We start from the raw sequence: 26,239 nt of genomic DNA on the forward strand, positions 1-26,239 counted from the left end.
CGAAACATGTGACCAAAATTAGCCCTCGCCGCGCGGTCCGTCAAGCCCGATTTCGGAAAATGATCAAAAACACTCCTTTTTTAGAAACTTCTTTCGATGAATGGAGTACTGTTAAAGTAGGCACAGCAACGCAAGGCACTGACGGGCCGAGCGTTTCGGCGCCACACTGCCCCGCGCACGGATTGAAGGAGGGAATAGCCCATGAACAGTGCCACCCAGCCCCAGGCGAGCCTGCCGCGTGACCGCAAGGACGCAGACAGGGACACCGGAAAGGAAGGCAGCAAGATAGAAGGCGATACGCCCGCCCAGCGCCTGCTGGCGCTGCTGGAAGTGATCGCCGCCAAGGACCAGTTCTTCACCCTGCAGGGACTGGTGGAAGAGACCGGTCTGCCCAAGCCGACGCTGCACCGCATGCTGCAACAGCTGGAAGGCAGCGGCATGCTGCAGCGCGAGGCGGACAACCGCCATTACAGCAAGGGCAGCCGCCTGCGCCGTCTGGCGGAGAACCTGCTGCTCAACGACACCGTGCAGGGCGCCCGCCACGGCGTGCTCAACCGGCTGATGGAAGAGGTCGGCGAGAGCTGCAACATCACGGCGCTGTCCGGCAGCGAGGTGCTGTATCTGGACCGCGTCGAGACCCAGGCCCCGCTGCGCTTCTATCTGCACCCCGGTTCCCGGGTGCCGGTGCATTGCTCCGCCAGCGGCAAGCTGTTTCTGGCCCAGATGCCGCCCGCCCAGCGCCGCCGCCTGCTGACCGGCACGCCGCTGAACGCGATGACGCGCAACACCCTGACCGACATCGAGTCCGTCGAGGCCGAGATCGAGCAGGTCCGTCAGCAGGGCTTCGCGCTGGATGACGAGGAATTCCTGCCCGGTCTGGTGTGCATCGCGGTGCTGGCACCCAATCCCGATGGGCCTTCTAACATCGGCGTGGCGATCCAGGCGCCGGTGATGCGCCAGTCGCGCGAGGACATGCTCAAGCATCTGCCGGCACTCGAGCGCGCCGCCCGCGATATCGCCGCCATCCAGCGCGGCGCGATACCCTCCGCCTGAGGCCAGCGGGCTAGATCTGGGGCTGGGAAAGAAGAGCGACAGGTACAAGGTCGTGCTTCCCGTGACGCGCATGAGGGGCTAGCCTAGCGGACTGCCTTTCACACGCCACGTCGAGAACACCATGTCCGCCAGCGATGCCTTGCGTCTTGTCCTGCTGTCCACCCTGTGGGGCATGTCTTTCATCTTCATGCGCGTGGCCGCGCCGGAATTCGGCCCGACCACGCTGATACTGCTGCGCATGGGCATCGGTGCGCTGGTACTCGCCCCGCTGCTGCTGGGCGCGGGACGCCTCAGGATGCTGTGGGAGCACAAGGGCCCGCTTGCGGTGCTGGGGCTGACCAGTCAGGCGCTGCCCTTCTGCCTGCTGGCGCTGGCCACCACCCAGCTGGAGGCCGGTTTCACCTCGCTGATCAATGCCACCACGCCGCTGTTCACCGCGCTGCTGGGCATGGCGCTGTTCGCCACGCCGATCCAGAAGCAGCAGTATCTCGGCCTGGCCATAGCCTTCAGCGGTGTCTATGTGCTGTCGAGTGATCGCCTCGACTTCCAGCTCGGCGGCGACGGCTGGTTCATTCTCGCCTCCCTCGGCGCGACCTTCTGCTACGGCTTCGCCTCCAACTTCTCGCGCCAGCGCCTGAATCACCTGCCGGCGCCGGTACTGGCCGCGGGCAGCTCGCTGATGTCGTCCCTGCTGTTGCTGATTCCGGGCCTGTGGATGTGGCCGACGACCAGCGTCAGCCTGGAAGCCTGGGGCAGCGCCATCGCGCTGGCGGCACTCAGCACCAGCCTCGCCTTCCTGATCTTCTTCCGCCTGCTGGCCAGCGCCGGCGCCACCGCGACCACCTCGGTGACCTTCCTGGTACCGGTCAGCGCGCTGCTGTGGGGCAACATGCTGCTCGATGAGGTGATCGATGCGCGCATCCTCACCGGCATGGGCATCACTCTGCTGGGCACCGCCATCGCCACCCGCCTGATTCGCCTCCCGACACGTCAGAAAGTCGCCTGACCACTTGCCGCATGATGCAAAAAGGCCCGCCCCTGAACACGAGGTTCATGGGGCGGGCCTTTTGCTTTATGGGGCTTTGGTTTTAGAGCTTTTTGGGGCTGGAGAGCTCAGACATCAGTCATTCGGGTCAACCAGCTCAGCCGGTCAATCACATCAGCCCGCCGCTTCCTCGGCAGCATCGGCCAGCGCTTCGAAGACACGCGCCACGGCTTCCGCACCCGGGTCGCTGTTGCCGACCAGATGAGCGGAAGGCACGTAGGCGGAGCGTCCGGCACGTGCCTTGGCCATCTCGGCGGTGGCATCCGCACCCTGACGGGCGGCACGCGCCATCGCGGCCCAGTCGACACGCCCGACACGCCTCTCCTGCTTGCTCTCGACCGGCGAGGCTGACTGATCACCCTGCACCGATGCCTGCAGTGCCTCCAATGCCGGCAGCAGTGCATCCAGCAGGCTGCGATCGCCGCGTGAGGCGCCACCGTAGTGCTGCATGCGGGCGACGCCGTGACTCAGGGCGTCGTGCCAGCGCTGGCCCAGCGGTGCCTGACCATTCGCGTCCGACTGCTCCTTCCAGCGGGTGGCGGCGGCGGTGAACAGCGTCGAGAGCAGCACACCACTGGAGCCGCCCATGCCGTGGGCCAGCTGCTTGCCGATGGTGGTCATCAGCTCACCGGAATCGCCACACGCCAGCTCACAGTCTTCCAGCGCCTCGATCACCGCGCGCGCACCGCTGGCGAAGGTGCTGCCGGTATCGCCATCACCGCTGATGGCATCGAGACGGTCAAGATCCGCCTCACTGGCGAGCAGGATTTCCAGCGCCGCGCGCAGGCGTTGCTCGACCTGCGGATCGCCCGGCAGGCCGGCACGCGATTTCACGCCACGGGCGGCACGCTCCTGGCAGTCGGCCTTGGCCTGGGCACGTCTCGCATCCGAGGCTTCGTCGCTGGCGGTTCTGACGGCGTCCTGACTCGGCGTGAAGTGCGTCAGTGGCGTCACCGGCTGCACGCCCGGCCAGGCCACCGGCGCGCAGCTGGAGCTCAGCGCCTCTTCCAGCAGGCTATCCAGCGGCAGCAGCGTCAGCGAGAAACCGTGCATGTCCAGCGAGGTCATCAGCGGTTGCGGGCCGACCACGGCATGGATGCCCAGCGCCTGCAGCGACGGATGGGTCAGCGCTTCTTCCAGCAGCAGACTGCGCTCCAGCGCCGAGCAACCGCCCAGATCATTGACCAACAGCAGATGCCCGCTGGCCGGCAGGTCGCCGCCGACATCCTTGCGCGAATGACCCTGCACCAGCGCCGTGACCACGGTATCCATGATCGCATGCACGCCGTGGGTGTCCGAGTCGCTGCCGAGCTCGAGCGCCATGGCGCCCGGCTCGCCGTGAATGCCCAGCCCCAGTTCCGGTGCGCGCTGCTCACGCGGCTTGCCGGGATGGCGGCCGACATTGAAGGCCACGCCCAGGGTCGAGCAGCTGTCGGCGACGCGCCGTGCGACGGCGGTGATTTCCTTGAGGCCCGCCCCGCGGGCCGCCAGCGCACCGGTGACCTTGTGCACCAGCAGCGTGCCGGCCAGCCCGCGCGGCTGCGGGTTGTCGGGCAGCGCCACATCATCGGCGACGATGACCATCTCGACCTTGAAGCCTTCCTGACGCGCCCGCTCGGCCGCCAGCCCGAAGTTGAGGCGATCGCCGGTGTAGTTCTTGACGATCAGCAAGGCCCCGGCCTCACCGGTCACTTCGCGGATCGCCGCCAGCACGGCGTCCACCGTCGGCGAGGCGAACAGCTCACCACACACGGCAGCCGTCAGCATGCCCGCGCCGACGAAGCCTGCATGCGCGGGTTCATGCCCCGAGCCGCCACCGGAAATCAGCGCGACCTGATCACGCGCCCAGTCATCGCGTACCACCAGGCGCATGCCACTGGCGGGGTCTGACAGCCGCACGCCACTGCCATCCGGGTGGCGCAGTCGTGCGCAGCCTTCCAGCGCCTCGCCGACGACCTGGCGTGGCTGATTGATGAACTGTCGGCCAGACTCGCTGCTACTCATCCTTCTCTCCTTGAGGACACTCGCCCTGCTGATAAAGGCGGCACTTGAGGCCGCCGTTCATGCCTGTCTCGTGCCACGACGCTTCCATGACGCTCGGGGGCCTCGACTCATCCTGCCTTGCCGTTCCCCCCAGCGTCGTTCGCGACTTTGCCGGATGCAATAGTCATATCAGAAAATGATGGCATTCGCGCTGCAGCGTTGTGCCACGCCCGTCAGTCGAGCGGCCTGAAAGACCAAATCCCCCCGACGCCTGCGCGTGCGGGGGGCTTGGAATGTCGGCAGCCAGCGGGAAGCGGGCTTGCTTGTCATGCGAGTCACCTTTCCTCCTTGGCCCTGGCCTCGGCAGACTCGGAATCAGCAGACACGCTATCGCCACGCTCGGTATCGGCAGGCTTGGTATCGACAGGATCGGTATCGGCAGAATCTGCCTGCTGTGATACCGGCGCGGGTCCCGAGTGCAACCAGGAAGGCAGGCGACTGGCGGGGACTTCCAGATTCGAGGCCTGGAAATCGCAGGCCTGGTATGCGCTGGCAGAGCACTCCACCGGCGTGTGCACCCTGAAATCGTGCTTGCCGTGGTGCTTGACCCGGTACATCGCCTGATCGGCCCGTTCAAGCGCCAGCCCGAAGCGATTGTCGGCATCGCACCCGAAGCAGATGCCGATGCTCAGACCGATACGGCCGAGGCCACCGCTGATCTCGAGGGGATGCGCGAAGCGCTCCAGCCAGCGACGGGCGACATGTTCGACACGCGGCAGTGACATGCGGGGCAGCTGAAAGAGGAATTCGTCGCCGCCGAAACGCGCCGAGAGATGATGGTGGATGCCCAGCCGGTGCAGCTCATCGTTCAGACCATGCGCGACCAGCACCAGCACTTCGTCGCCGGCACGATGGCCGAACTGGTCGTTGACCTGCTTGAAGCCGTCGAGGTCGATGAAGATCAAGGCACTGTCGTCGGCCAGCGGTCGCTGATGCCAGCTGTTGATGGCCTGACGATTGGCAAGCCCCGTCAGCGCATCGGTGCTGGCCAGCGCATTGAGGCGCGATTCGTAGTCCTTCTCATGACTGATGTCGGTATGCGTGCCCAGCAGGCGCAGGGCATTGCCGTGCTCATCGCGTTCGACCACCCGCCCGCGATCGGCGACCCAGGTGATGCTGCCGTCGCGGGCCAGCATGCGATGCACGACCTGATAGACCTCGGTGCGCCCCTCAAGGTGATCATTGAGATTGGCGAGCACTTCGTCGCGGTCTTCCGGGTGCAGGTGCTCACGCCAGACATCGAAATGGGCGTTCAGCTCGCCGGGCTGATAGCCCAGCATGCGCCCCCAGCGATAGTTGAAGATGGTGAGCTTGCCGCTGGGCACTTCGAGTTGCCAGAGGCGCAGGCCGGTACCGTCGAGCGTCGTCGACAGTTTCTCTTCCAGCCCCGCTAGTCGGCGTTCAAGGCGAGCCTTGTCGCGTTCCATCTGCTGGAGTGCTTGTTCCAGTGATTGTTCACGCAGACTCTTGCGTGCCATGCCAGGCCCCCGGTCGACTCCTTGTCCTGCATCCTGTTTATCCATCGGCACCACGGCGGACTCCCCACTCGCTTGCCGATGCATCGCTCACGGTCTTCTGTTCTGTCTTGTTGTTATGCCATGCCGCTCTGTCTTGACGTTCAGTCTTGACGCTCTGGCTTGCGGTGCTTTTCCGCCTGTCGTGCCTGGCGTCCTTGGCGCTTCGCTGCCCAGCCCGGTGACTGGGCGGCTGTCACCCGCGCGAGGTAAATAAGCACTAACTGTAGCTTAGATACCTAAAACAGAACCTATCGATATAACGTCCAGATGTGACAGCCCGAATGCCGAAAGAATCCCGACGAAAGTCTCAATCACATCAATAGCGCAAAAATGCGCAAGCCATATGATGTTTGCGCATCGCGCCCGGGCATCAGTTCATCAGGGCGTCAGGTCATCAGAGCGCAAAAGCATCAGCGCGTCAGAGCGCCAGCTCGCCACCCTTGGCCACGGCACGCTGAAAGGCCTCGCGCTGACGGATGCGGGCCAGCCATTCCTGGATATTCGGGTGATTCTTGAGCCCCTGGCGCGCATCGAGCGCCTGGATCGGGAAGCTCATCTGGATATCGGCACCGGTCAGCGAGTCCCCGGCAAGCCACTGGCGATGCTCGAGACAGGTATCCATGTAGGCGAGATGCGCCTTGATCTCCGGACTGATGAAGCTGTCGTTCACCCCCTTGGCCAGCTTGCGCGCGATCGGGCGCACCAGCCACGGCACCGGCGGCTTGTCGAGACGCGAGAACACCAGTCTGAGCATCAGCGGCAACATCGCCGAGCCTTCGGCGAAGTGCAGCCAGAAGCGGTAGTCACGCTCGGCCTGGCTGCCGGCGGGCGGGCGCAGATGGGCAGTGCTGCCGCTGCCCTGGCCGGCGTACAGATCGATCAGGTATTCGATGATCGCACCGGACTCGGCGACCACCACCGGCTCGGCATTCTCTCCCGCCAGCGTGGTGTCGGTGATGATCGGCGCCTTGCCCAGCGGGTGAATCTCCTTCAGCGCCTTGGGCGCACGCATGCTGTTGCTGTCGCGGGCATAGATCTGCAGGCGATATTCAAGATTCAACTCTTCCAGCAGCCACAGGATGCGCTGCGAGCGCGAGTTTTCCAGATGGTGAACCGTGATCATGGGCGTGCTCCTGAAGGTGGGGGCAAGTGCGCAGCGGTCAGCTCCGGGGGCGATCAGCGTTCGAAGATGCTGTCACCCAGGTCATCGATGGTGCGCTTCGCCTTGAGCAGGGTCAGCTCCACGGCGCCCTCTTCGCCCGGCACGGTGTCGGAGCGCTCGAAACGGTGCTCCAGCATCTCGCCGCCTTCCACCGGCTTGCGGATCACGCCCGACACCCGGTATTGACCATCGTGCTTCTGCGGCATCGCCACGATCAGATAGCCCTTGTATTCGGTGGCTTCCGGTTCCTTGACCGGCGCAGGCTCGCCTGCGGCAAACAGTTTCTTCAGCATACCCAGCATGAGACATCTTCCTTGGCCGGCCGCCATGACGGTCGCCGGCTATCTACGTGCAGAAATGACAATGAAAAGGGGCTTCTGTCAGCATCGCATGCACCCACGGGGGAGAAAAGCGCTCAGCAACGCCCCTGAGCGCCATGCGTGCCCTGGATGAGCAGCACCTCATCAGACGCAAGCGCGCCCGGCTCTGGTAGCCGACAGCGCGACTGACTCTGGCCGCCTAAAGCGCGATACGACAGCCGGATAACGTGGCACTGACAGCCGGATAGCACGACGCCGACCCCTATGGCAGCGAATGGCTGCAGCAGGGGCCGGCGTCATGGTGTTCCGAGATCAGGCTATCGGATCAGAGATTACTCGATGCCACGTCCCTTGCTGGCCGCGATACGCAGGCGCAGGGAGTTCAGCTTGATGAAGCCGGCAGCATCTTTCTGGTCGTAGGCACCCGCATCGTCTTCGAAGGTCGCGATGGACGCATCGAACAGCGAGTCTTCGGACTGACGGCCGACGACGATCACGTTGCCCTTGTAGAGCTTGAGACGCACGACGCCGTTGACGACCTTCTGGGACTCATCGATGGCCGCCTGCAGCATGCGACGCTCCGGGCTCCACCAGTAGCCGTTGTACACCAGCTCGGCGTACTTGGGCATCATCTCGTCCTTCAGGTGGGCCGCTTCGCGGTCCAGAGTGATGGATTCGATGGCACGGTGAGCACGCATCATGATGGTGCCGCCCGGTGTTTCGTAGCAGCCACGCGACTTCATGCCGACGTAACGGTTCTCGACGATGTCGAGACGGCCGATGCCGTTGGCGCCGCCGACCTTGTTCAGGTACTCGAGCACTTCGTGAGCGGCCATTTCCTTGCCGTCGATGGCAGTGATGTCGCCCTTGGTGTAGGTCAGATCGATGTAGGTCGCGTCATTCGGCGCCTGCTCCGGGCTGACGCTCCAGCGCCACATCTCTTCTTCGCACTCGGTCCACGGGTCTTCCAGCACGCCACCTTCATAGGAGATGTGCAGAAGGTTCGCGTCCATGGAGTACGGAGACTTCTTCTTGTTCTTGGCGTAGTCGACTTCGATACCGTGCTGCTCGCAGTATTCCATCAACTTCTCGCGGGAGTTCAGGTCCCACTCACGCCACGGCGCGATGACCTGGATGCCCGGCTTCAGCGCGTAGGCGCCCAGCTCGAAACGCACCTGGTCGTTGCCCTTGCCGGTCGCACCGTGAGAGATGGCGTCGGCGCCGGTCTCGTTGGCGATCTCGACCAGACGACGCGCGATCAGCGGACGTGCGATGGAGGTGCCCAGCAGGTACTCGCCTTCATAGATGGCGTTGGCACGGAACATCGGGAAGACGTAGTCGCGGACGAAGGTCTCGCGCAGGTCTTCGATGTAGATCTCCTTCACGCCGAGGGCTTCCGCCTTGGCACGCGCCGGCTCGACTTCCTCGCCCTGACCGAGGTCAGCTGTGAAAGTCACGACTTCACAGTTGTAGGTTTCCTGCAGCCACTTGACGATGACTGAAGTGTCCAGGCCGCCGGAGTAGGCGAGAACGACCTTTTGCACGTCGGACATGCTTGACTCCTGAGTTGATGCTTGTAGTTCCCGCGTACCACTGATGAACGCCGTGGCCGCAGGTGGGGTTGGATCGCCCGGTCCAGACGAGCGAAGGCCGCGCAAGCGCAGCCGCTCATCTACCCGAATCACGATGTGACGCCGATTATAGCGAGGCTGGCACCTCACCGATACTGCCAGGAGGGCCAGAGACACCCCGGCACGCGGCCAGCGCCGCGACGCGCCCTTTTCGCCCTGCTACAATTGGCCACCTTGAGCGTCGGCAATACGCACGACGCAGCACGAGATGCTATGACGGGATTGGAGATCTTGATGACCCAGGCGAGCGAGCGCACGCAGATGGCACAGCGCTTCCGTGGCTTTCTGCCAGTGGTGGTCGACCTCGAGACGGGTGGTTTCAATGCCGCCGGTGATGCACTGCTCGAGATCGCTGCCGTCACGCTGACCATGGACGACGATGGCAACATGGTGCCGGATGCGACCTATGCCTTCCACGTGGCCCCCTTCGAGGGCGCCAACATCGAACAGTCGGCACTGGACTTCACCGGTATCGATCTCGACAACCCGGTGCGCAAGCAGGTCGCGGTGGCCGAGAATCAGGCGCTGGGCGAGATCTTCAGCCCGGTGCGCAAGGCCATCAAGGCGCACGGCTGCACGCGTGCGGTGCTGGTCGGCCACAATGCGGCCTTCGATCAGGGCTTCCTGAACGCGGCGGTCGAGCGTTGCGGTATCAAGCGCAATCCGTTCCACCCGTTCTCGTGCTTCGATACCGCTTCGCTTGCGGGTCTGGTCTATGGCCAGACGGTACTGGCCCGCGCCTGCCGCGCCGCCGGCATCGAGTTCGACAACGCCTCCGCCCACTCGGCGCGTTATGACACCGAACGCACCGCGGAGCTGTTCTGCGCGATGGTCAACCGCTTCAAGGACCTGGGCGGCTGGGACCTGGCGATGAAGGAACAGGGCATGAATGACGAGGTGCCGGCCTCGCTCGACGCGCCCGCGCCCTGACTGGCAGAGCTTCTGACGGTCAGATATGAAAACGCCCCCGCAGCCTGGCTGCGGGGGCGTTTTTTCTGCTCGGCACTGCTCGGGTCAGAGCGAGCCCGATCAGAGCGACTCCTATCAGAAGATGCCGATCACTCGGCAGACGCTTCCTGAGCGGCCTGCTTGATCAGCGGCTCCAGTTCGCCGCTCTGGTACATCTCGACTACGATGTCGCAACCGCCGACCAGCTCGCCGTTGACCCACAGCTGCGGGAAGGTCGGCCAGTTGGCGTATTTCGGCAGCTCGGCGCGGATGTCCGGGTTGTCGAGAATGTTGACGAAGGCGAAACGCTCGCCGCAGGACATGACGGCCTGCACGGTCTGCGCAGAGAAACCACACTGCGGCAGCTGCGGGGTGCCCTTCATGTACAGGAGGATCGGGTTCTCGCCAATCTGCTTTTCGATCGATTCGATGGTAGTGCTCATGTGCAATCCTCGGACGGTGGGCGCAAGGCCCGTGAGTGTCATTCCCTCATTCTACTGGGGGTAAGCCATGAATTCAGCCCCCGATAGTGCCCGAGTTGTGGATTGCTGTCTGCAGCAGCGCGCATCGGCCCTGCAGCGCGCGTCATGGCCGCCCTGATAACGGCGTGAGCGTTGCACGCTCGAGCCGAGCTGGCTAGGATGGCTCTTTTGACAGGCAGCGCCATCCGGGCGCCGTGATCGTCGGCGACTTCCTTCCCTCCGACGCATGGCGCCCTTTTCGATGGTGCTGCCCGAGACCCTGACAGGAGCCCGCTCGATGGCCACCCGGCACTTTCTGACCCTGCTTGACCTTTCTCCGGAAGAACTCGACTACCTCATCCAGCGCGCCATCACCATCAAGGATGGGCTGAAGAAGGAAGGTCCGGTCTATACGCCGTTCGCCAACCGCACCCTGGCGATGATCTTCGAGAAGTCCTCCACGCGTACCCGCGTGTCCTTCGAGACGGCCATGGCGCAATTCGGTGGCCATGCACTGTTCCTGTCGCCGCGCGACACCCAGCTGGGCCGTGGCGAGCCGATCGGCGACACCGCACGCGTGCTGTCCGAGATGGTCGATGGCGTGATGATCCGCACCTTCGCCCACTCCGACATCGAAGCCTTCGCCGACGCCTCCAGCGTGCCGGTCATCAATGCGCTGACCGACGACTATCATCCGTGCCAGCTGCTGGCCGACGTGATGACCTGGACCGAATGCCGTGGCTCCGTGAAGGGCAAGACAGCGGTCTGGATCGGCGATGGCAACAACATGTGCCATTCCTGGATCAACGCCGCGCGTCAGTTCGATTTCAATCTGCGCATCTGCTGCCCCGAAGGCTACGAGCCGGACAGCGAGATCGTCGCGGCAGCTGGCCAGCGCGTCAGCATCCATCGTGACCCGCAGCAAGCCGTGCAGGGCGCGGACCTGGTGACCACCGATGTCTGGGCCTCCATGGGCCAGGAAGAAGAGCAACTCAAGCGTGAAGCCGACTTCGCCGGTTTCCAGGTCGATGAAGCCATGCTCGACAAGGCCGCCGACGATGTCATCTTCCTGCACTGCCTGCCGGCACACCGCGGCGAAGAGATCAGCATGGGTCTGCTGGATGACCCGCGCGCCGTCGTCTGGCAGGAAGCGGGCAATCGCCTGCACGCCCAGAAGGCACTGCTCGAGTTCCTGATGCTGGGTCGCCAGGACTGAGCCTCAAGGCTTAGCCGCCGCTCAGCAAGCCGAAGGGGTGCCCTGCCGCCGCCTGCATCCACGCAGGCGGCGCTCGCGTATGCTCAAGCGAGACGGACACTCCCCTGCTCCGCTGCCTTCATCGCCATCCGGACTGACCTGCCATCATGCAACCGCTCCTTCAGATCGATTCGCTGGAATGTCGCTACGACACCACCGTCGTGACTCGCGACATCAATTTCTCCCTCAACAAGGGTGACATTGCCTGCCTGCTCGGCCCCTCCGGCTGCGGCAAGACCACGCTGCTGCGCGCGATTGCCGGCTTCGAACCGGTAGCGATGGGCGAGATTCGTCTCGAAGGCGAGGTGCTGTCCAGCGCGACTCATCTGACCGCGCCGGAGCAGCGCCATGTCGGCATGGTCTTTCAGGATTACGCGCTGTTCCCCCATCTGAGCGTGGCGGACAACGTGGCCTTCGGCGTGCGCCGCATGACCCGTGAAGCGCGCAATGACAAGGTGATGGAGCTGCTGACGCTGGTCGGCCTGGCCCATCTCGGCGAGCGCTTCCCGCATGAGCTGTCCGGTGGCCAGCAGCAGCGCGTGGCCCTGGCCCGCGCGCTGGCACCGGAGCCGCGCATCCTGCTGCTCGATGAGCCGTTCTCGAATCTGGACGTGGAGCTGCGGCGTCAGCTGAGTCAGGAGGTGCGGCGGATTCTCAAGCACCTCGGCATCAGCGCGGTGCTGGTCACGCATGATCAGAATGAGGCCTTCGCGATGGCCGACCAGATCGGCGTGATCCACGGCGGCCATCTGCAGCAGTGGGACACGCCGTTCAATCTGTATCACGAACCCGCCACGCGCTTCGTCGCCAACTTCATCGGCCAGGGCTATTTCATCCCCGGCACGCTGAAGGACAACGAATGCGTGAGCACGGAGCTGGGCGTGATTCGCGGCAACCGTGCCTATCCGTATGCACCCGGCACGCCGGTGGATGTACTGCTGCGCCCGGATGACCTGGTGCTGGCCGAAGGGGATTCGGAAGCCACCGACCTCAAGGCGCGCGTGCTCAGCGCGACCTTCGCCGGCACCAGCACCCTCTATAGGCTGGCGCTGCCTTCCGGGCGGGAAGTCGAGGCGGCCTTCAACAGTCATCACGACTACCAGCCCGGTGAGCAGGTCATGCTGCGTATCCAGGCCGATCACCTGATCCTCTTCGAGCGTGTCGAGGAGAGTGAAGCGGTGCTCTAGCGCCTACGCGCAGGATGATCGCCAGCCAAGAAAAAACGGCCTCCTTTCGGATGGCCGTTTTTTCTTGCCCCGCTGGTGGCGTGTCGCTATTTGAACTGACTCCATTGCTTGGGCGACTGCCCGTACAGACGCTTGAATTCGCGACTGAATTGCGAGGAGCTGACATAGCCCACGGCCATGGCCGCCTCGCTGACGGTCTTGCCATTGGCGATCTGCATGGCGGCGGTGTTGAGGCGCATGGACTTCACGAACTGGATCGGCGACATCGTGGTCGCCTGCTTGAACTTGCGGTGGAAGACGGCGCGACTCATGCCGACCCGCCCGGCCATGTCTTCAATGCTGACCGGCTCATCCAGTCGGCTGGAGAGGTAATCGATTGTCCGCGCGATCTCGTTGCCCACACCGAAGGCGCGTCGCGCCGACTCACCGGCCTCGCCCTTCAGGACGGCGTAGTAAAGCTCCCGCAGCCGCCCTTCTCCCAATATCGCCGCATCCGCGGGGCTCTGTGCCACCTGCAGCAGTCGCAACAAGGCATCGCTGAAGGCGGCGTCCCAATGCGCCATGGCAAGCCCGGGCGGCAGCGGGCCGCGGGCCGGCTTGCGCACGAGACCCGCGGCGCTTTCCATCTCGATGGCAAGCTCCGTCATTACCCGCGTATCCAGCGAGAGGTAGACGCCCAGCAGCGGTGCCTCTGGCGAGGCCTTGGGGGCGCCCGCCTCGACCGGCATCGAGATGGGACAGCACAGATACTGGCGGCTGTCGTAGACATGCCGCTCGCCGTCCAGTATCGCCTCCTTGGCACCGCTGACGATCACCACCACGGCGGGTTCATAGATGGCCGGCGCGCAACGCACGGGCTCCGTCATGCGAAAGAGCTGCACGCCCTTCACTGCGGTCTCTCGAATGCCTTCCTCGTGGGCGAGGCTCGCCACGAGTCGTGTGATCTCTTGTCTGCTCATGTCGCCAATCTAGCGCCATGCCTGCCTCTCATCAACAACTTGAGACGATCAGGCAACGATTGATGGCAATTTCAGCCGACCTCGAGCCTGAGTGAGATTTATCGTCCATTCCTCTCAGTATTGGCAGACCCGGGCACCGGCGGCTATATATGTGAAGCAGACAGGGGCGAGCTGCAGACAGGAGCATGCTGACAGGGCCGAGCTGAAAGCCGGGCACAAAAAAAGCGGCCACCCCGCAGGATGACCGCTTTTTCAAGAATTCTGGTGGAGCCTAGCGGGATCGAACCGCTGACCTCAACACTGCCAGTGTTGCGCTCTCCCAGCTGAGCTAAGGCCCCGAATCAGACTGTCATTTCGTGTGTCACTTGCAGGCAAGAGGCACGTGAAACCTGGACAGGCTTGTCGTGAATCATGGTGGAGCCTAGCGGGATCGAACCGCTGACCTCAACACTGCCAGTGTTGCGCTCTCCCAGCTGAGCTAAGGCCCCGTCTTCACGATGGAGCGCATGTTACAGAGCGACGAATACGTCGTCAACCTCTTATTTTTGCTGCGCTTTGTGGAGTGCGCGAAGTCTGCGGATCGCATCGCGGAGCACGGTTTCCCGCAGGGGCTCGCTCACGGACCCACGGCCGACGACAAGGAGCAGGAATCACGCTAGCACTATATCAGTAGTGGTTATCCTGAACGCGACGCACTGGATGACAGGGCATCGACAAGCCCTTGTCCAATGGGTACATTGGATCCCGCATTCACTTCACTGCTTATTGACATCTTTACTGGAGCCGCCTTGATCAAGGTTCTTGTCGCTGACGACCACCACCTGGTGCGTACCAGCATCGTCCGTACCATTGAGCTAGAGGATGGGCTCAAGGTGATTGCAGAAGCCTCGGATGGCGAAACCGCGATCAAACTCTGCCGTGAGCACAGCCCGGATATCGTGCTCATGGACATTCGCATGCCCGGCGTCGATGGCCTGGAAGCCACGCAGAAGATCGTGCGCAGTCTGCCCGACGTCAGAGTCATCGTGCTGACCGCCTATCTGGAAGAGTCCTTCGCTAAACGCCTGCTGGAAGCGGGAGCCTTCGGCTTCATCTCCAAGGGCACGCCCTTTGACGAGATGATTCGCGCCATCCATCAGGTGGCCGCTGGCGAACGCTATCTGTCCCCGGAAATCGCCCAGCGCCTGGTGTTCTCGGGCATGGACACCCAGCGCAGCAATCCCTTCGATCAGCTGTCGAGCCGAGAACTGCAGGTGGCGACGATGATCGTCAATTGCCATCGCGTCAGCGAGATCTCGGACCGCCTGCACCTGAGCCCGAAGACGGTCAACACCTACCGTTACCGCATCTTCGACAAGCTTGGCGTGACCAGCGACGTGGAGATGACGCATCTGGCCATGCGTCACCAGTTGCTGGATGACTACGTGCTGGACCGTCCTGACGAGGCCTGAACAAGCACACCTTGCCAGCCCGTCACACACTGCAGGCCCGCGCTGCTCGTGACACTCCCGAGCAGCGCCGACAACGCCTCATGCAACAACGCCACCTTCCCCGGGTGGCGTTGTTGCATGAGGCGTTTCTGTCTGAGACGTTCGTGAATGGCACGTCCTGACAGGCGCCGGTCATGACAGCAGGCATTGCAGCATGGCCCTGTTGCCCCCATGCCTGCGAGCAATCGCCCTTGTTTGATAGACTCGAGGCATCTCTGGACGAGGAACCTCATGGCCAAGCAGCACACTGATCCCACGATGACGGACACCACTTCTCAGTCGCCCGAGAATGAGGAGCCGGCAGACACCGCCAGCCAGCCTGATGCCCAGCAAGCCTCCTCAGCGAGTGCGCAGGCTGACAGCCGCGCACGCAGTGACGCCGCGCGTGTCTCCAGCCGCCTGATCACCAGCGACGCGAGCAGTGATCTGCTGCAGGGCAGCGAGGCGACCGGCTTCGACGCCCGCCATTTCCTCAAGCATGTCAGCGACGCGCCCGGCATCTATCGCATGCTGGATAGCGCCGGTGACGTGCTGTACGTGGGCAAGGCCAAGCGCCTCAAGGCGCGCCTCTCCAGCTATTTTCGCAACACCGGCCTCAATGCCAAGACCCAGGCGCTGGTCGGGCGCATCGCCGATGTGCAGGTCACCATCACGCGCAGCGAGACCGAGGCCCTGCTGCTGGAGCAGACCCTGATCAAGGAGCTGCGCCCGCCCTACAATATCCTGCTGCGTGACGACAAATCCTACCCTTACGTCTTCATCAGCCAGCATCACGACTATCCGGCGCTGGAGTTCAAGCGCGTGCGCCACAAGCGCAATGACGGACGCTACTTCGGCCCCTACCCGAGCAGCGTTGCGGTGCGCGAATCACTGACCCTGATGCAGAAGATCTTCCGGCTGCGCAATTGCGAGGATTCGGTGTTCGCCCACCGCGAACGCCCGTGCCTGCAATATCAGATCAACCGCTGCACCGCGCCGTGTGTCGACTACATCAGCAAGCAGGATTATCGCCGCGACATGGAACATGCGGTGATGTGCCTGAACGGCCAGAGCGACAAGGTCACCGACGAGCTCAGCCAGGCGATGGAAGACGCGGCCATGCGGCTGGAATTCGAGGAAGCGGCTCGCCTGCGTGATCAGGTCGCCCAGCTGCGCCGCATGCAGGAGAAGCAATACGTCGACACCGGCACCGGCAACGCCGACATCCTGGCGCTGGCCGAGCGCCCCGGCGGGCTCTGCATCAGCGTGGTCTCGGTCCGTCAGGGTCGCATGCTCGGTGCGCGCCACTTCTCGCCCGGCAATGGCCTGGACCTGACCAGTAGCGAGCTGCTGACCAGCTTCGTCAGCCAGTACTATCTCGGCCAGGACAGGGAGATGCCCGATGAGGTGCTGACCTCGCTGGCCCTCGATGACGCCAACCTGCTGGAAGGCGCCTTGAGCGAGAAGGCCGAACGTCGGGTACGGGTCGCGCATCAGGTGCGCGGCCATCGCGCCCAGTGGCTGACACTGGCACAGACCAACGCCGAGCAACATCTGGCCACCCAGCTGGCCAGCCGCCAGCAGCTGTCCAACCGCTTCCTGTCGCTGCGCGACGCGCTGGGCCTCGATGAGGTGCCCAAGCGCCTGGAATGCTTCGATATTTCCCACAGTCATGGCGAGGCGACCGTGGCCAGCTGCGTGGTCTTCGATCATGACGGGCCGATCAAGTCGGATTACCGGCGCTTCAATATCGAAGGCGTGACGGCCGGCGATGACTACGCCGCCATGCAACAGGCACTGACGCGGCGCTTCAAGCGCCTGCAGGAAGGCGAAGGCAAGCGCCCGGACATCCTGCTGGTCGATGGCGGCAAGGGGCAGCTCAACATGGCGCGCGGGGTGTTCGAGTCACTCGGCGTGACCGACATCATCCTGCTCGGGGTGGCCAAGGGCACCACGCGCAAGGCAGGGCTCGAGACGCTGTTCATCGAGACGGTGCATGACACCCTCGACCTCGACAGCCACTCGCCGGCGCTGCACTTGATCCAGCATGTGCGCGATGAATCGCACCGCTTCGCCATCGCCGGTCACCGCGCCAAGCGTGACAAGGCGCGGCGCACCTCAAGCCTGGAGGGCATCGCGGGAGTCGGCCCCAAGCGGCGCCGCGAGCTGCTCAAGTTCTTCGGCGGCCTGCAGGGGGTGAAACAGGCCTCCAAGCCGGAACTGGCGCGCGTGCCCGGCATCAGCGAATCGCTCGCCGAGCTGATCCACCAGGCGCTGCATGGCTGATCCACCAGACGCTGCATGGCTGCCCCCGTGCACGACATGACTGCCTCTGGCACCATCGACTCAACGCTCAAGGAAGAGTGACAGAGCGTTGGCTTGAATAACCTGCCGTTTGGCATGGCTGAATGCGCCGCCGGCAGGCTAGAATAGACGACTTGTGCGGCGCCAATCGATCGGCTTTCTTCAGGGTCTCGACTCGCCCTCGATTGCGCCCAGCCACCTACGCTTCATGCAAGGACTCGTGCCGTCACGATGAGCATCCCCAATATCCTGACTCTGATCCGCATCCTGTTCATTCCGCTGCTGGTGGTATGTTTCTATCTGCCTTATGCATGGAGCCTGCCGCTGACGGCGCTGCTCTTCGCACTGGCCGCCATCACCGACTGGTTCGATGGCTATCTGGCCCGCCTGTGGAATCAGACCACGCCCTTCGGCGCCTTCCTGGACCCCGTCGCCGACAAGCTGATGGTCGCGGTGGCACTGGGCCTGCTGATCGAACGCTACGACAGCCTGTGGATGACCATCCCGAGCCTGGTCATCATCGGTCGCGAGATCGTCATCTCGGCGCTGCGTGAGTGGATGGCCGAGATCGGCAAGCGCGGCAGCGTCGCGGTGTCCTGGGTCGGCAAGCTGAAGACGGCCGCCCAGATGCTGGCCCTGTTCATGTTGCTGTTCTTCGCTCCGGGCAGTGTCGGGGGGGATGCCGGCCTGGCCCTGCTGTATATCTCGGCAGCGCTGACGCTGTGGTCGATGATCAGCTACCTGCGTGCCGCCTGGCCGGAACTGGTGCGCTCGGTCTGACCCCCGTTCAGCCACGAGATGCTGCGAATGCCTCAACGCCCACCGCCCCTATGGCCGGTGGGCGTTTTCGTTTCCAGTGACCTGACTCGCGAGACAATTTTTTCATTAACTGTTTGACAGCATGGGAATTATCCGTATAATTCGACCTCGAGTTCAGCGGGAATAGCTCAGTGGTAGAGCACAACCTTGCCAAGGTTGGGGTCGCGAGTTCGAATCTCGTTTCCCGCTCCAGTAACACAGGTAGCGCAACATTCACCTGATTTACTGACTCATGTATCTGAAGCAGCATCAGTGGATACTCCTCGGATCAGACATCAGTTTCGACTGACATCTTGATCATTGAGGCTGGATGGCAGAGTGGTCATGCAGCGGACTGCAACTCCGTGTACGCCGGTTCGATTCCGACTCCAGCCTCCATTTCAGATACCGAAACATCCCCTGTTTCCCTCTGGAATGGATATGACACCCACCCCCTTCGGGTCGTCACACTTCCCTTGCTTGTTTCGATTTACATTGCTGCAACCCTGACGCTTTTTCGCTTGGTTATCGTCTGATCTACGCCTTGCCAAGCCATTGCCTTGCTACATCATTTCTCTGTTTTCATCTGTCCGTGATTCTGACAGTGTTCCGGCACCCGTCAGTGACTTCCCCTGTGCGCCTTCGCGCTTGGTACTGACTATCTGTTTCCCCGCCCCTCTCCACCGCGCGCCTTTTCGCGTCGCTTGCCGCGATCATGCCGGGTGAAAAGCGCTCTGCTTTCCCTCCTCAATGTCACCGCTCACGATAACCACAGACCGTCTCAATTTCATTGCATAACAGTCAGTTAAATCACGCATTCAGTAGAGTGTCATCGCCATTAAAGTTGACCTTGATCTGAAATATGATAAGTTATGCGACAGTCTGCGCGGCCATGGTGGAATCGGTAGACACCGGAGACTTAAAATCTCCTGCCTTCGGGCGTGCCGGTTCGAGTCCGGCTGGCCGTACCAGATCAAGCAAGCACCATACTGAATTCAAGAGCGCCGCTCCTCTCACGAGGGGCGGCGCTTTTTCGTGCCTGATACTTTTCATGGCTGATATTTTTCAAGCCTGTCACTTTTCAAACCTGAACACTGCTCCGCTCGTCATGCCTCGCGCGGCCAGACGTCGAGAGAGGTAACCGTTGCTGGCAGCTCCTCGACACGAACAGTACCGACAATCGCCTGGCCAGACGCCAGCAAGCTGCTTACATGCGACTACACTGAAGAGGTAGCGACGCCAGCGCTGGCTTCCAGCACGGCTCGCCCAGCCAACATGCATCAGTGCAGGAGCCAAACATGCTGACACTGCTCAAGAGTCCCGCCGATCACGTTGTCGCCCTGCATCTCGCAGGACATATCGATCAGGCCTCGCTCGCCCCCATCATCAAGGAATGCGACGAACGCCTGGCGCGCCATGAGCGAATCTCGTTGCTGGTGGAGATTGAACGCTTTGGCCTGATCACACCCGCCGCCCTGCTCAATGACATCGGCTATGCCCTGCGCCACTTGGGAGACTTCGAGCGCGAAGCCATCATCAGCAAGGCCGACTGGCTGCGCCATGTCACCGAGTTCAGCAAGCATCTGGTCCGCTCCATCGAGGTGCGCCACTTCTCGCCCGACGAGCGCGAGGCTGCCTATGCCTGGGTCGCCGAGCCACCGCGTGGTGGCTCTGGCATCGGTGCTGGCGCCAATAAAGCCCCCACCGGCCATGATGCCCAGACCCCGGCGGCGAAACGCCATCAGGCCTGAAGCACCCGCCATCGAGTGAGCCTCCAAAGCGCCCTGCCACCGCCTCATGGCAGGGTGCGCGTCAGCACCAATCCCGCCAGCAGAAGCGCCCCCATCGCTATCGCCCAGAGCGTCATTGCGCGCTCCACTTCCGCTCGCTCTGCACAGCGCAGCAGCTGGAAGACCGTGATCAAGGGCAGCATGTAGCGCGTCTCGATCAGCTCCCGCGTGCAGATCATCAAGGCGAGCATCACCAGCAGCAGACCACCATGCCCCAGCCGCAGCGGTGCCCTCAGCCACCAGAGCGCCATGCTGGTGGTCAGCAGCATGGTCACCCACAGCCCCACCGGGTACTCATTGAGCCATAACAGCCAGCTATTGCGGATCGTCCAGCGCTGGAAATTGTAGTCATGCGTCACCTCAAGGCTCATCACCAGCATGACCCACACACCCGCCAGCGCCCCCAGCAGCAGAATGCCCCGCCATGGCCAGGTACCCCGGGTGCACAGACGCCACAGCAGATGCCACTGACGCGGCAGGTCGGCCAGCCACAACGGCAGAAACACCACGCCGATCACGCCCAGGTAATAGCCGAGATTGCCGGTGTGCCAACCGGCCTGATGGCGGGTGGTATCGCCCATGGCAATGCCGTCGTTCCAGACGACAAACCCGATGAAGGCGGCCACCGGAATCACGGCCACCCACCACCAGCGCACGATCAGCCCCCACCAGACGGAAAGCTGGGATAGCGGTGAGCGCAGCGGTGGCGCCATGCCGACAGCCTGCGACCGAGCCCCTGCCTGCGCATGCGTCATGAACAGCAACAGACCGCCCCACAACCCGAGCAGCACGATGCTGTCCTGTCGCAAGCCGAGACCAGCCAGGATCAACACCAGCAACAGCAGACGCCGCTCACGCACCAGCGCGACGAGCTGCAGCGCGACCAGCACGATGATCCACGGGTCGGTATACACCAGCGCCAGATAGGGGAAGATGATCGGCAGCCATAGCCACTGCCAGCTCTGACGGTTCGCCTGTTGCTGGGCGCCGCTCTCATCGAGCATGGGGTCCAGGCGCCGATAGACGCTCGGCAGCGCCCGCCAGACCATGCACGCCATGACACCGAAGCCGAGCAGCGACAGGCCCCGCACCCAGTTCACCGAGGGCATTTCAGGCCAGCGCCCGGCCATGGCGTCAGCCGCCAGGGGAAGATTGAGCCACTCCCCCAACGTCTGGAGTGCCATCAGCGTCACCGCCATGGTGGCGTGATACAGGGTCAGGGTGGTCAGCTTGGGATGCTGACTCCAGTCGCCGGCGAGAAACTGGCGAATCTGCGCGAAATGCACTCCCTCATCGACGAAAGGGATCGGCAGGCAAAGACTCACCAGCCACAGGGAAACGCTCAGGCACGCCCCCAGTGCGAGCAACACAAGCCCCACCTTCAAGGGCCAGCGATGTCTGGCGCGCGCGTATCCCATGCGCTGATCGAGTGACGACATATCCTTGTCTCCTTGTCAGACCTCCCCTGAGAAAGCCGTTCACGGCCCTCTCCAAAGGGAAATCCCGTGTCACCAGTATCGGCAGGCCGGCGCGGATTTTTCCAGTCTGGCCATGCACTTTGCCCCTCCAAGGCTCGCGGCAGTACAATGCGCTCAGTCTGCTTCGCTGATACGCCTGTAAAAGGCGTGCCGAAGACCTGCCTGTTCATGCTTCGCGACTGCGAAGCGTACCGATCAAAGCGACAAGTCGAGGGATCGCTGAGCCCATGCGTGCCAGTCAACTGCTGATTTCCACTCTCAAGGAAACCCCGTCCGACGCCGAAGTCGTCAGCCACCAGCTGATGCTGCGGGCCGGTTTCATCCGTCGCCTGACCTCCGGCCTCTACACCTGGATGCCACTGGGCCTGCGCACGCTGCGCAAGGTCGAGCGCATCGTGCGTGAAGAGATGGACCGCTCCGGTGCCCAGGAACTGCTGATGCCAGCCGTGCAGCCAGCCGAGCTGTGGCAGGAATCCGGTCGCTGGGAGCAGTACGGCCCCGAGCTGCTGCGCGTGGTTGACCGTCACCAGCGCGACTACTGTGTCGGCCCGACCCACGAGGAAGTCATCACCGACCTCGCGCGTCGTGAGCTGAACAGCTACAAGCAGCTGCCGGCCAACTTCTATCAGGTCCAGACCAAGTTCCGCGACGAGATTCGTCCGCGCTTCGGTGTGATGCGCTCACGCGAGTTCGTGATGAAGGATGGTTACTCCTTCCACCTGGGCGAAGAATCCCTGAAAGAGACCTATCAGGTGATGTACGACACCTACGTGCGCATCTTCACGCGCCTGGGCCTCGACTTCCGCCCCGTCATCGCCGACAACGGCTCCATCGGTGGCACCGGCTCCCACGAATTCCACGTGCTGGCCGCCTCCGGTGAAGACGCCATCGCCTTCTCCACCGGCTCCGATTTCGCCGCCAACATCGAGAAGTGTGAAGCGCTGCCGGCACCGCTGGGCGAGACGCCTGAGCGCGCGGCACCGACCCAGGAGATGCAGCTGGTCGACACGCCGAACGCCAGGACCATCGCCGCACTGGTCGAGCAGCACGGTCTGGACATCAAGAAGACCGTCAAGACGCTGATCGTCAAGGCGGCCGAAGGCGTCGAAGGTGGTCTGATCGCGCTGATGGTGCGTGGCGACCACGAGCTGAACGAGATCAAGGCCGAGCACCTGCCGCAGGTCGCCGAGCCGCTGACCATGGCCAGCGACGAGGAAGTGCGCGCCGCCGTCGGCGCTGGTTTCGGCTCCCTCGGTCCGGTCGGCCTCGAGATGCCGATCATCATCGATCGCAGCGTCGCGCTGATGAGCGATTTCGGTGCCGGTGCCAATATCGAAGGCAAGCACCACTTCGGCCTCAACTGGGAGCGCGATCTGCCGCTGCCGGAGATCGCCGATATCCGCAACGTCGTCGCCGGTGATCCGTCACCGGACGGCCAGGGCGTGATCGACATCGCACGCGGTATCGAGGTGGGTCACATCTTCCAGCTCGGCACCAAGTACTCCGAAGCCATGAACGCCACCGTGCTCGACGAGAACGGCAAGGCGCAGCCGCTGTCCATGGGCTGCTACGGCATCGGCGTGACCCGCGTGGTCGCCGCTGCCATCGAGCAGGGCAACGACAAGGGCGGCATCGTGCTGCCGGAAGCCATCGCGCCCTTCCAGGTCGCCATCGTGCCGATGAACGCCCACAAGTCCGTGCGTGTCAGCGAGACAGCCGAGCGCGTCTATCAGGAGCTGACCGCCGCCGGTTACGACGTGCTGCTGGATGATCGTGATCTGCGCCCGGGCAACAAGTTCGCCGACGGCGAGCTGCTGGGCATTCCGCATCGTCTGGTGATCGGTGATCGCGGTCTCGACAATGGCGAGTACGAGTACAAGGGTCGCACCGATGCCGAAGCGACCATGATCGCCATCGACAGCCTGCTGGACTTCCTGGCCGAGCGCAGCGCGAGCTGAACTCGAGCAGCCTGAGCCACTCGCTCACAGCTGACGCTATCGCAGTACCCAAGACAGCCCGCTCCTCTTCTCGAGGGGCGGGCTGTCTCGTTATCTGCCTTCCTTGAACATCCCATTACCGTCAACGCCGCGGTAACGGCATAATGGCGCCATGACTGATACGCAGGGACTGCGCATGACCATCTCATCGATTTCCCCTTCAGCGCCGCCCGTAAATGGCGCTGCAGGTGGCACCTCACACCGCCGCCTGCGCCCGTGGCTGGCCGCTGTCCTGCTGACGCTGAGCGCCGCGTCTACCGGACTGACAAGCCCCTCGGTGCAGGCCGCCGCCGCTATCCCCGAGCATGGGCTGTCGCCGGGGCTACGTGACAGCCTGCGCGAGGCCTTGGCCGAACCCGAGGCCTTCGAGGACCCCATCGATGCCCTGCATTGGGTATTGAGCATGCAGCAGCGTCTGGAGCGCTACATGCCCGACCGCGCCGCGCGCATCGACCTGCTGCGCAAGGTACGCCGCGAAGCGACGCGCACAGGCCTGGCACCGGAGCTGATCCTGTCCGTCATCCAGGTCGAGAGCGCCTTCAAACCCACCGCGGTCTCCCACGCCGGTGCTCGCGGCCTGATGCAGGTCATGCCGTTCTGGAAGCGTGAGATCGGCGAGCCCGACGACAACCTGCTCGATCAGGACACCAGCCTGCGCTACGGCGCCACCATCCTTGCCCACTATCTCAAGCGCGAGAAAGGCGATATCACCGATGCGCTGGCACGCTACAACGGCAGCCTCGGCAAGACCTGGTACCCGGAGCGGGTGATGCGCGCCTGGACCACCCGCTGGTGGTATCAGGCGCCGGCACCCTTCGTCGCCGAACGCACGCCCGAAGGCCTAGTCGACACCGCCGACGAAGACGCGTCACGACACGCCGAGACCAGCAGCACTGAGTCAGGCCAGGAACCGCTCGCCGCCGAGGATACTTTCGACGGCCCTGCCAACCGCTCGCTGGCCGCCGGCGGCAGTCCCTGACACGCCCGACAGCAGGTGATGACAGCAGCTGTCGACGAGAAAAGCAGCAGACACGAAAAAGCCTCGCCCGGAACACCGGGCGAGGCTTTTTGCTAACCGCTTGCGATCAATCCCGCTGATCGTCAGACCAGGGTCGGGCCTGCCGCGATGATCGCCTCATCCACGCCGGCGAACTTCTTGAAGTTCTCGACGAACTTGGCTGACAGGTCACGCGCCTTGCTGTCGTAGGCGGCGCGGTCTTCCCAGGTCTCACGCGGGTCGAGCAGGCTTGAGTCGACGCCCGGCACGCGCACCGGCACATCCAGGTTGAGCACGTCGATGTGACGCGTCTCGATGTCCGCCAGCGCACCGTTCTGGATCGCGCTGATGATGCCGCGCGTGGTCGGAATGGAGAAGCGTGAGCCGCCCTCACCGTAGGAGCCACCGGTCCAGCCGGTGTTGACCAGGTAGACGCGTGAGCCAAAGGCATCGATGCGCTTGATCAGCAGGTCGGCGTATTCACGTGCCGGACGCGGGAAGAACGGCGCGCCGAAGCAGGTGGAGAAGGTGGCTTCGAGACCGGCGGTGGAGCCCATCTCGGTGGAGCCGACCTTGGCGGTGTAGCCGGACAGGAAGTGGTAGGCAGCGGCCTGCTTGCTGAGCACGGACACCGGCGGCAGCACGCCGGACATGTCGCAGGTCAGGAAGACGATGGCATTCGGCTCGCCGGCACGGTTTTCCGGCACGCGCTTCTCGATGTGCTCCAGCGGGTAGGCGGCACGCGAGTTCTGGCTCAGACGGTCATCGCCGTAATCCGCGCCACGACGGTCATCCAGCACCACGTTTTCCAGCACGGCACCGAACTTGATCGCGTTCCAGATCACCGGCTCGTTCTTCTGGGACAGGTCGATGCACTTGGCGTAGCAGCCGCCTTCGATGTTGAAGACGGTGCCTTCGCCCCAGCCATGCTCGTCATCACCGATCAGGTAACGCGCCGGGTCGGCGGACAGGGTGGTCTTGCCGGTGCCGGACAGGCCGAAGAACAGCGTGGTCTCGCCGTCGTCACCGACGTTGGCGGAGCAGTGCATCGGCAGCACGTCCTTTTCCGGCAGCAGGAAGTTCTGCACCGAGAACATGGCCTTCTTCATCTCACCGGCGTAACGCATGCCCGCCAGCAGGACGCGACGACGCGCGAAGTTGATCAGCACGACGCCGTCGGAGTTGGTGCCATCACGCTGTGGCTCGCAGGTGAAGTGCGGCGCGTTGAGGATGGTCCACTCGCTCTTGTCCTTGGCATTGAAGCTGTCCGGACGCACGAACATGGTACGCGCGAACAGGTTGTGCCAGGCCGTCTCGGTGGTCACGCGGATCGGCAGGTAGTGCTCGAGGTCAGCGCCGACATGCAGCTCGGAGACGAAGCTGTCGCGCTCGCCGAGGTAGTCCTCGACGCGCTCCCACAGGGCGTCGAAACGCTCCGGGCTGAACGGGCGATTGACGCTGCCCCAGTCGATGGCGTCCGAGGTGGACGGCTCGTCGACGATGAAGCGGTCGTTCGGGGAGCGTCCGCTACGGGCGCCCGTCTCCACGACCAGCGCGCCGTTGTCGGCCAGACGTCCTTCGCCGCGAGCCACTGCCAGCTCGATCAGCTCTGCGCTGCTGAGATTGGTGTGAGTGGTCACCGCACTGTCTTGATGCTTGCTCATTCGCGTCTCCGCGGCTCAGGGCCGCCCTCTCTCTTGATGGCTGAAGCCAGATGCCCGAGGTACATGCCACAGGCTTATTTTGTGATCGATCGTTGCTGCCCGATCGCGCATGACGGCATGCCATGACACCGTCGATACCACCAGCACAGGGCATCCGGCCC

General features: G+C 63.4%; 20 protein-coding genes and 5 tRNA genes. 14 read left to right on the forward strand and 11 right to left on the reverse strand.

The features are described from left to right. Positions 1–201 precede the first annotated feature (201 nt). Complete coding sequence (locus tag R1T44_RS14310) at positions 202–1,053, forward strand: IclR family transcriptional regulator (protein WP_084589193.1); 852 nt, start codon at positions 202–204, stop codon at positions 1,051–1,053. Positions 1,054–1,174: 121 nt separating this feature from the next. Next, positions 1,175–2,059 (forward strand): DMT family transporter, encoded by an 885-nt coding sequence (locus tag R1T44_RS14315; RefSeq protein WP_284726592.1) that lies wholly within the window; start codon positions 1,175–1,177, stop codon positions 2,057–2,059. A gap of 153 nt (positions 2,060–2,212) precedes the next feature. On the opposite strand, the gene R1T44_RS14320 is transcribed toward R1T44_RS14315, so the two are convergent. The 5 genes from R1T44_RS14320 to R1T44_RS14340 form a co-directional block, all read right to left on the reverse strand. Continuing rightward, positions 2,213–4,102: a dihydroxyacetone kinase subunit DhaK gene (locus tag R1T44_RS14320; RefSeq protein ID WP_284726593.1), complete on the reverse strand. Its 1,890-nt coding sequence runs from the start codon at positions 4,100–4,102 to the stop codon at positions 2,213–2,215. 314 nt (positions 4,103–4,416) lie between these two features. Next, positions 4,417–5,619, reverse strand: a complete 1,203-nt coding sequence (locus R1T44_RS14325; protein WP_284726594.1) for a sensor domain-containing diguanylate cyclase — start codon at positions 5,617–5,619, stop codon at positions 4,417–4,419. Between the two features lie 457 nt (positions 5,620–6,076). Further along, entirely contained in the window at positions 6,077–6,781 is a 705-nt protein-coding gene (locus tag R1T44_RS14330; protein ID WP_284726595.1) for a glutathione S-transferase, read from the reverse strand. A 53-nt stretch (positions 6,782–6,834) separates the two neighbouring features. Beyond that, entirely contained in the window at positions 6,835–7,122 is a 288-nt protein-coding gene (locus R1T44_RS14335; RefSeq protein ID WP_306424366.1) for an HlyU family transcriptional regulator, read from the reverse strand. Between the two features lie 350 nt (positions 7,123–7,472). Further along, positions 7,473–8,738, reverse strand: a complete 1,266-nt coding sequence (locus tag R1T44_RS14340) for an argininosuccinate synthase (RefSeq protein WP_225348161.1) — start codon at positions 8,736–8,738, stop codon at positions 7,473–7,475. Positions 8,739–9,005: 267 nt separating this feature from the next. Here R1T44_RS14340 and rnt point away from each other — a divergent pair, with 267 nt between their 5' ends. After that, positions 9,006–9,701: a ribonuclease T gene (rnt, locus tag R1T44_RS14345; protein ID WP_054555724.1), complete on the forward strand. Its 696-nt coding sequence runs from the start codon at positions 9,006–9,008 to the stop codon at positions 9,699–9,701. A 128-nt stretch (positions 9,702–9,829) separates the two neighbouring features. Here rnt and grxD read toward each other — a convergent pair whose 3' ends face one another. Then, on the reverse strand, positions 9,830–10,162 hold the full coding sequence (gene grxD / locus R1T44_RS14350) for a Grx4 family monothiol glutaredoxin (RefSeq protein WP_043331357.1): 333 nt from the start codon (positions 10,160–10,162) through the stop codon (positions 9,830–9,832). A gap of 316 nt (positions 10,163–10,478) precedes the next feature. On the opposite strand from grxD, the gene argF reads away from it, so the two are divergent. Together argF and R1T44_RS14360 are read left to right on the forward strand one after the other, a co-directional pair. After that, the gene (gene argF / locus R1T44_RS14355; RefSeq protein ID WP_043331358.1) at positions 10,479–11,396 is read left to right on the forward strand and encodes an ornithine carbamoyltransferase; all 918 of its coding nucleotides are present in this window, start codon (positions 10,479–10,481) and stop codon (positions 11,394–11,396) included. A 146-nt stretch (positions 11,397–11,542) separates the two neighbouring features. After that, complete coding sequence (locus R1T44_RS14360) at positions 11,543–12,622, forward strand: ABC transporter ATP-binding protein (protein WP_284726596.1); 1,080 nt, start codon at positions 11,543–11,545, stop codon at positions 12,620–12,622. A gap of 86 nt (positions 12,623–12,708) precedes the next feature. On the opposite strand, the gene R1T44_RS14365 is transcribed toward R1T44_RS14360, so the two are convergent. The 3 genes from R1T44_RS14365 to R1T44_RS14375 form a co-directional block, all read right to left on the reverse strand. Next, the gene (locus R1T44_RS14365; protein ID WP_284726597.1) at positions 12,709–13,581 is read right to left on the reverse strand and encodes an AraC family transcriptional regulator; all 873 of its coding nucleotides are present in this window, start codon (positions 13,579–13,581) and stop codon (positions 12,709–12,711) included. Between the two features lie 262 nt (positions 13,582–13,843). Then, positions 13,844–13,919, reverse strand: a tRNA-Ala gene (locus R1T44_RS14370). A 74-nt stretch (positions 13,920–13,993) separates the two neighbouring features. Continuing rightward, positions 13,994–14,069, reverse strand: a tRNA-Ala gene (locus R1T44_RS14375). Positions 14,070–14,369: 300 nt separating this feature from the next. On the opposite strand from R1T44_RS14375, the gene uvrY reads away from it, so the two are divergent. From uvrY to R1T44_RS14410, 7 genes are all read left to right on the forward strand, one after another. After that, on the forward strand, positions 14,370–15,032 hold the full coding sequence (gene uvrY, locus R1T44_RS14380) for a UvrY/SirA/GacA family response regulator transcription factor (protein ID WP_043331360.1): 663 nt from the start codon (positions 14,370–14,372) through the stop codon (positions 15,030–15,032). Between the two features lie 270 nt (positions 15,033–15,302). Then, positions 15,303–17,336 carry an excinuclease ABC subunit UvrC gene (uvrC, locus tag R1T44_RS14385; protein WP_283248888.1) on the forward strand — a complete coding sequence of 678 codons (2,034 nt, stop codon included), beginning with the start codon at positions 15,303–15,305 and terminating at the stop codon, positions 17,334–17,336. 249 nt (positions 17,337–17,585) lie between these two features. Next, positions 17,586–18,134 (forward strand): CDP-diacylglycerol--glycerol-3-phosphate 3-phosphatidyltransferase, encoded by a 549-nt coding sequence (gene pgsA, locus R1T44_RS14390; RefSeq protein ID WP_043331361.1) that lies wholly within the window; start codon positions 17,586–17,588, stop codon positions 18,132–18,134. Between the two features lie 156 nt (positions 18,135–18,290). Further along, positions 18,291–18,365, forward strand: a tRNA-Gly gene (locus tag R1T44_RS14395). Between the two features lie 112 nt (positions 18,366–18,477). Then, positions 18,478–18,551 (forward strand) — tRNA-Cys (locus R1T44_RS14400). Positions 18,552–19,038: 487 nt separating this feature from the next. Beyond that, positions 19,039–19,123, forward strand: a tRNA-Leu gene (locus R1T44_RS14405). A 327-nt stretch (positions 19,124–19,450) separates the two neighbouring features. After that, positions 19,451–19,903 carry a SpoIIAA family protein gene (locus R1T44_RS14410; protein ID WP_248377090.1) on the forward strand — a complete coding sequence of 151 codons (453 nt, stop codon included), beginning with the start codon at positions 19,451–19,453 and terminating at the stop codon, positions 19,901–19,903. A 44-nt stretch (positions 19,904–19,947) separates the two neighbouring features. Here R1T44_RS14410 and R1T44_RS14415 read toward each other — a convergent pair whose 3' ends face one another. Next, the gene (locus tag R1T44_RS14415) at positions 19,948–21,381 is read right to left on the reverse strand and encodes a Dol-P-Glc:Glc(2)Man(9)GlcNAc(2)-PP-Dol alpha-1,2-glucosyltransferase (protein WP_317292254.1); all 1,434 of its coding nucleotides are present in this window, start codon (positions 21,379–21,381) and stop codon (positions 19,948–19,950) included. A 266-nt stretch (positions 21,382–21,647) separates the two neighbouring features. On the opposite strand from R1T44_RS14415, the gene R1T44_RS14420 reads away from it, so the two are divergent. Together R1T44_RS14420 and R1T44_RS14425 are read left to right on the forward strand one after the other, a co-directional pair. After that, positions 21,648–23,378 carry a proline--tRNA ligase gene (locus R1T44_RS14420; protein WP_284726599.1) on the forward strand — a complete coding sequence of 577 codons (1,731 nt, stop codon included), beginning with the start codon at positions 21,648–21,650 and terminating at the stop codon, positions 23,376–23,378. Positions 23,379–23,553: 175 nt separating this feature from the next. Further along, entirely contained in the window at positions 23,554–24,396 is an 843-nt protein-coding gene (locus tag R1T44_RS14425; protein ID WP_284726600.1) for a lytic transglycosylase domain-containing protein, read from the forward strand. 122 nt (positions 24,397–24,518) lie between these two features. Here the strand turns inward: R1T44_RS14425 and R1T44_RS14430 are convergent, their stop codons facing one another. Next, positions 24,519–26,078 carry a phosphoenolpyruvate carboxykinase gene (locus R1T44_RS14430; RefSeq protein WP_043331365.1) on the reverse strand — a complete coding sequence of 520 codons (1,560 nt, stop codon included), beginning with the start codon at positions 26,076–26,078 and terminating at the stop codon, positions 24,519–24,521. Between the last annotated feature and the right edge of the window lie 161 nt (positions 26,079–26,239).

The organism is Cobetia amphilecti (assembly GCF_032923285.1).
GTDB lineage: Bacteria > Pseudomonadota > Gammaproteobacteria > Pseudomonadales > Halomonadaceae > Cobetia > Cobetia amphilecti.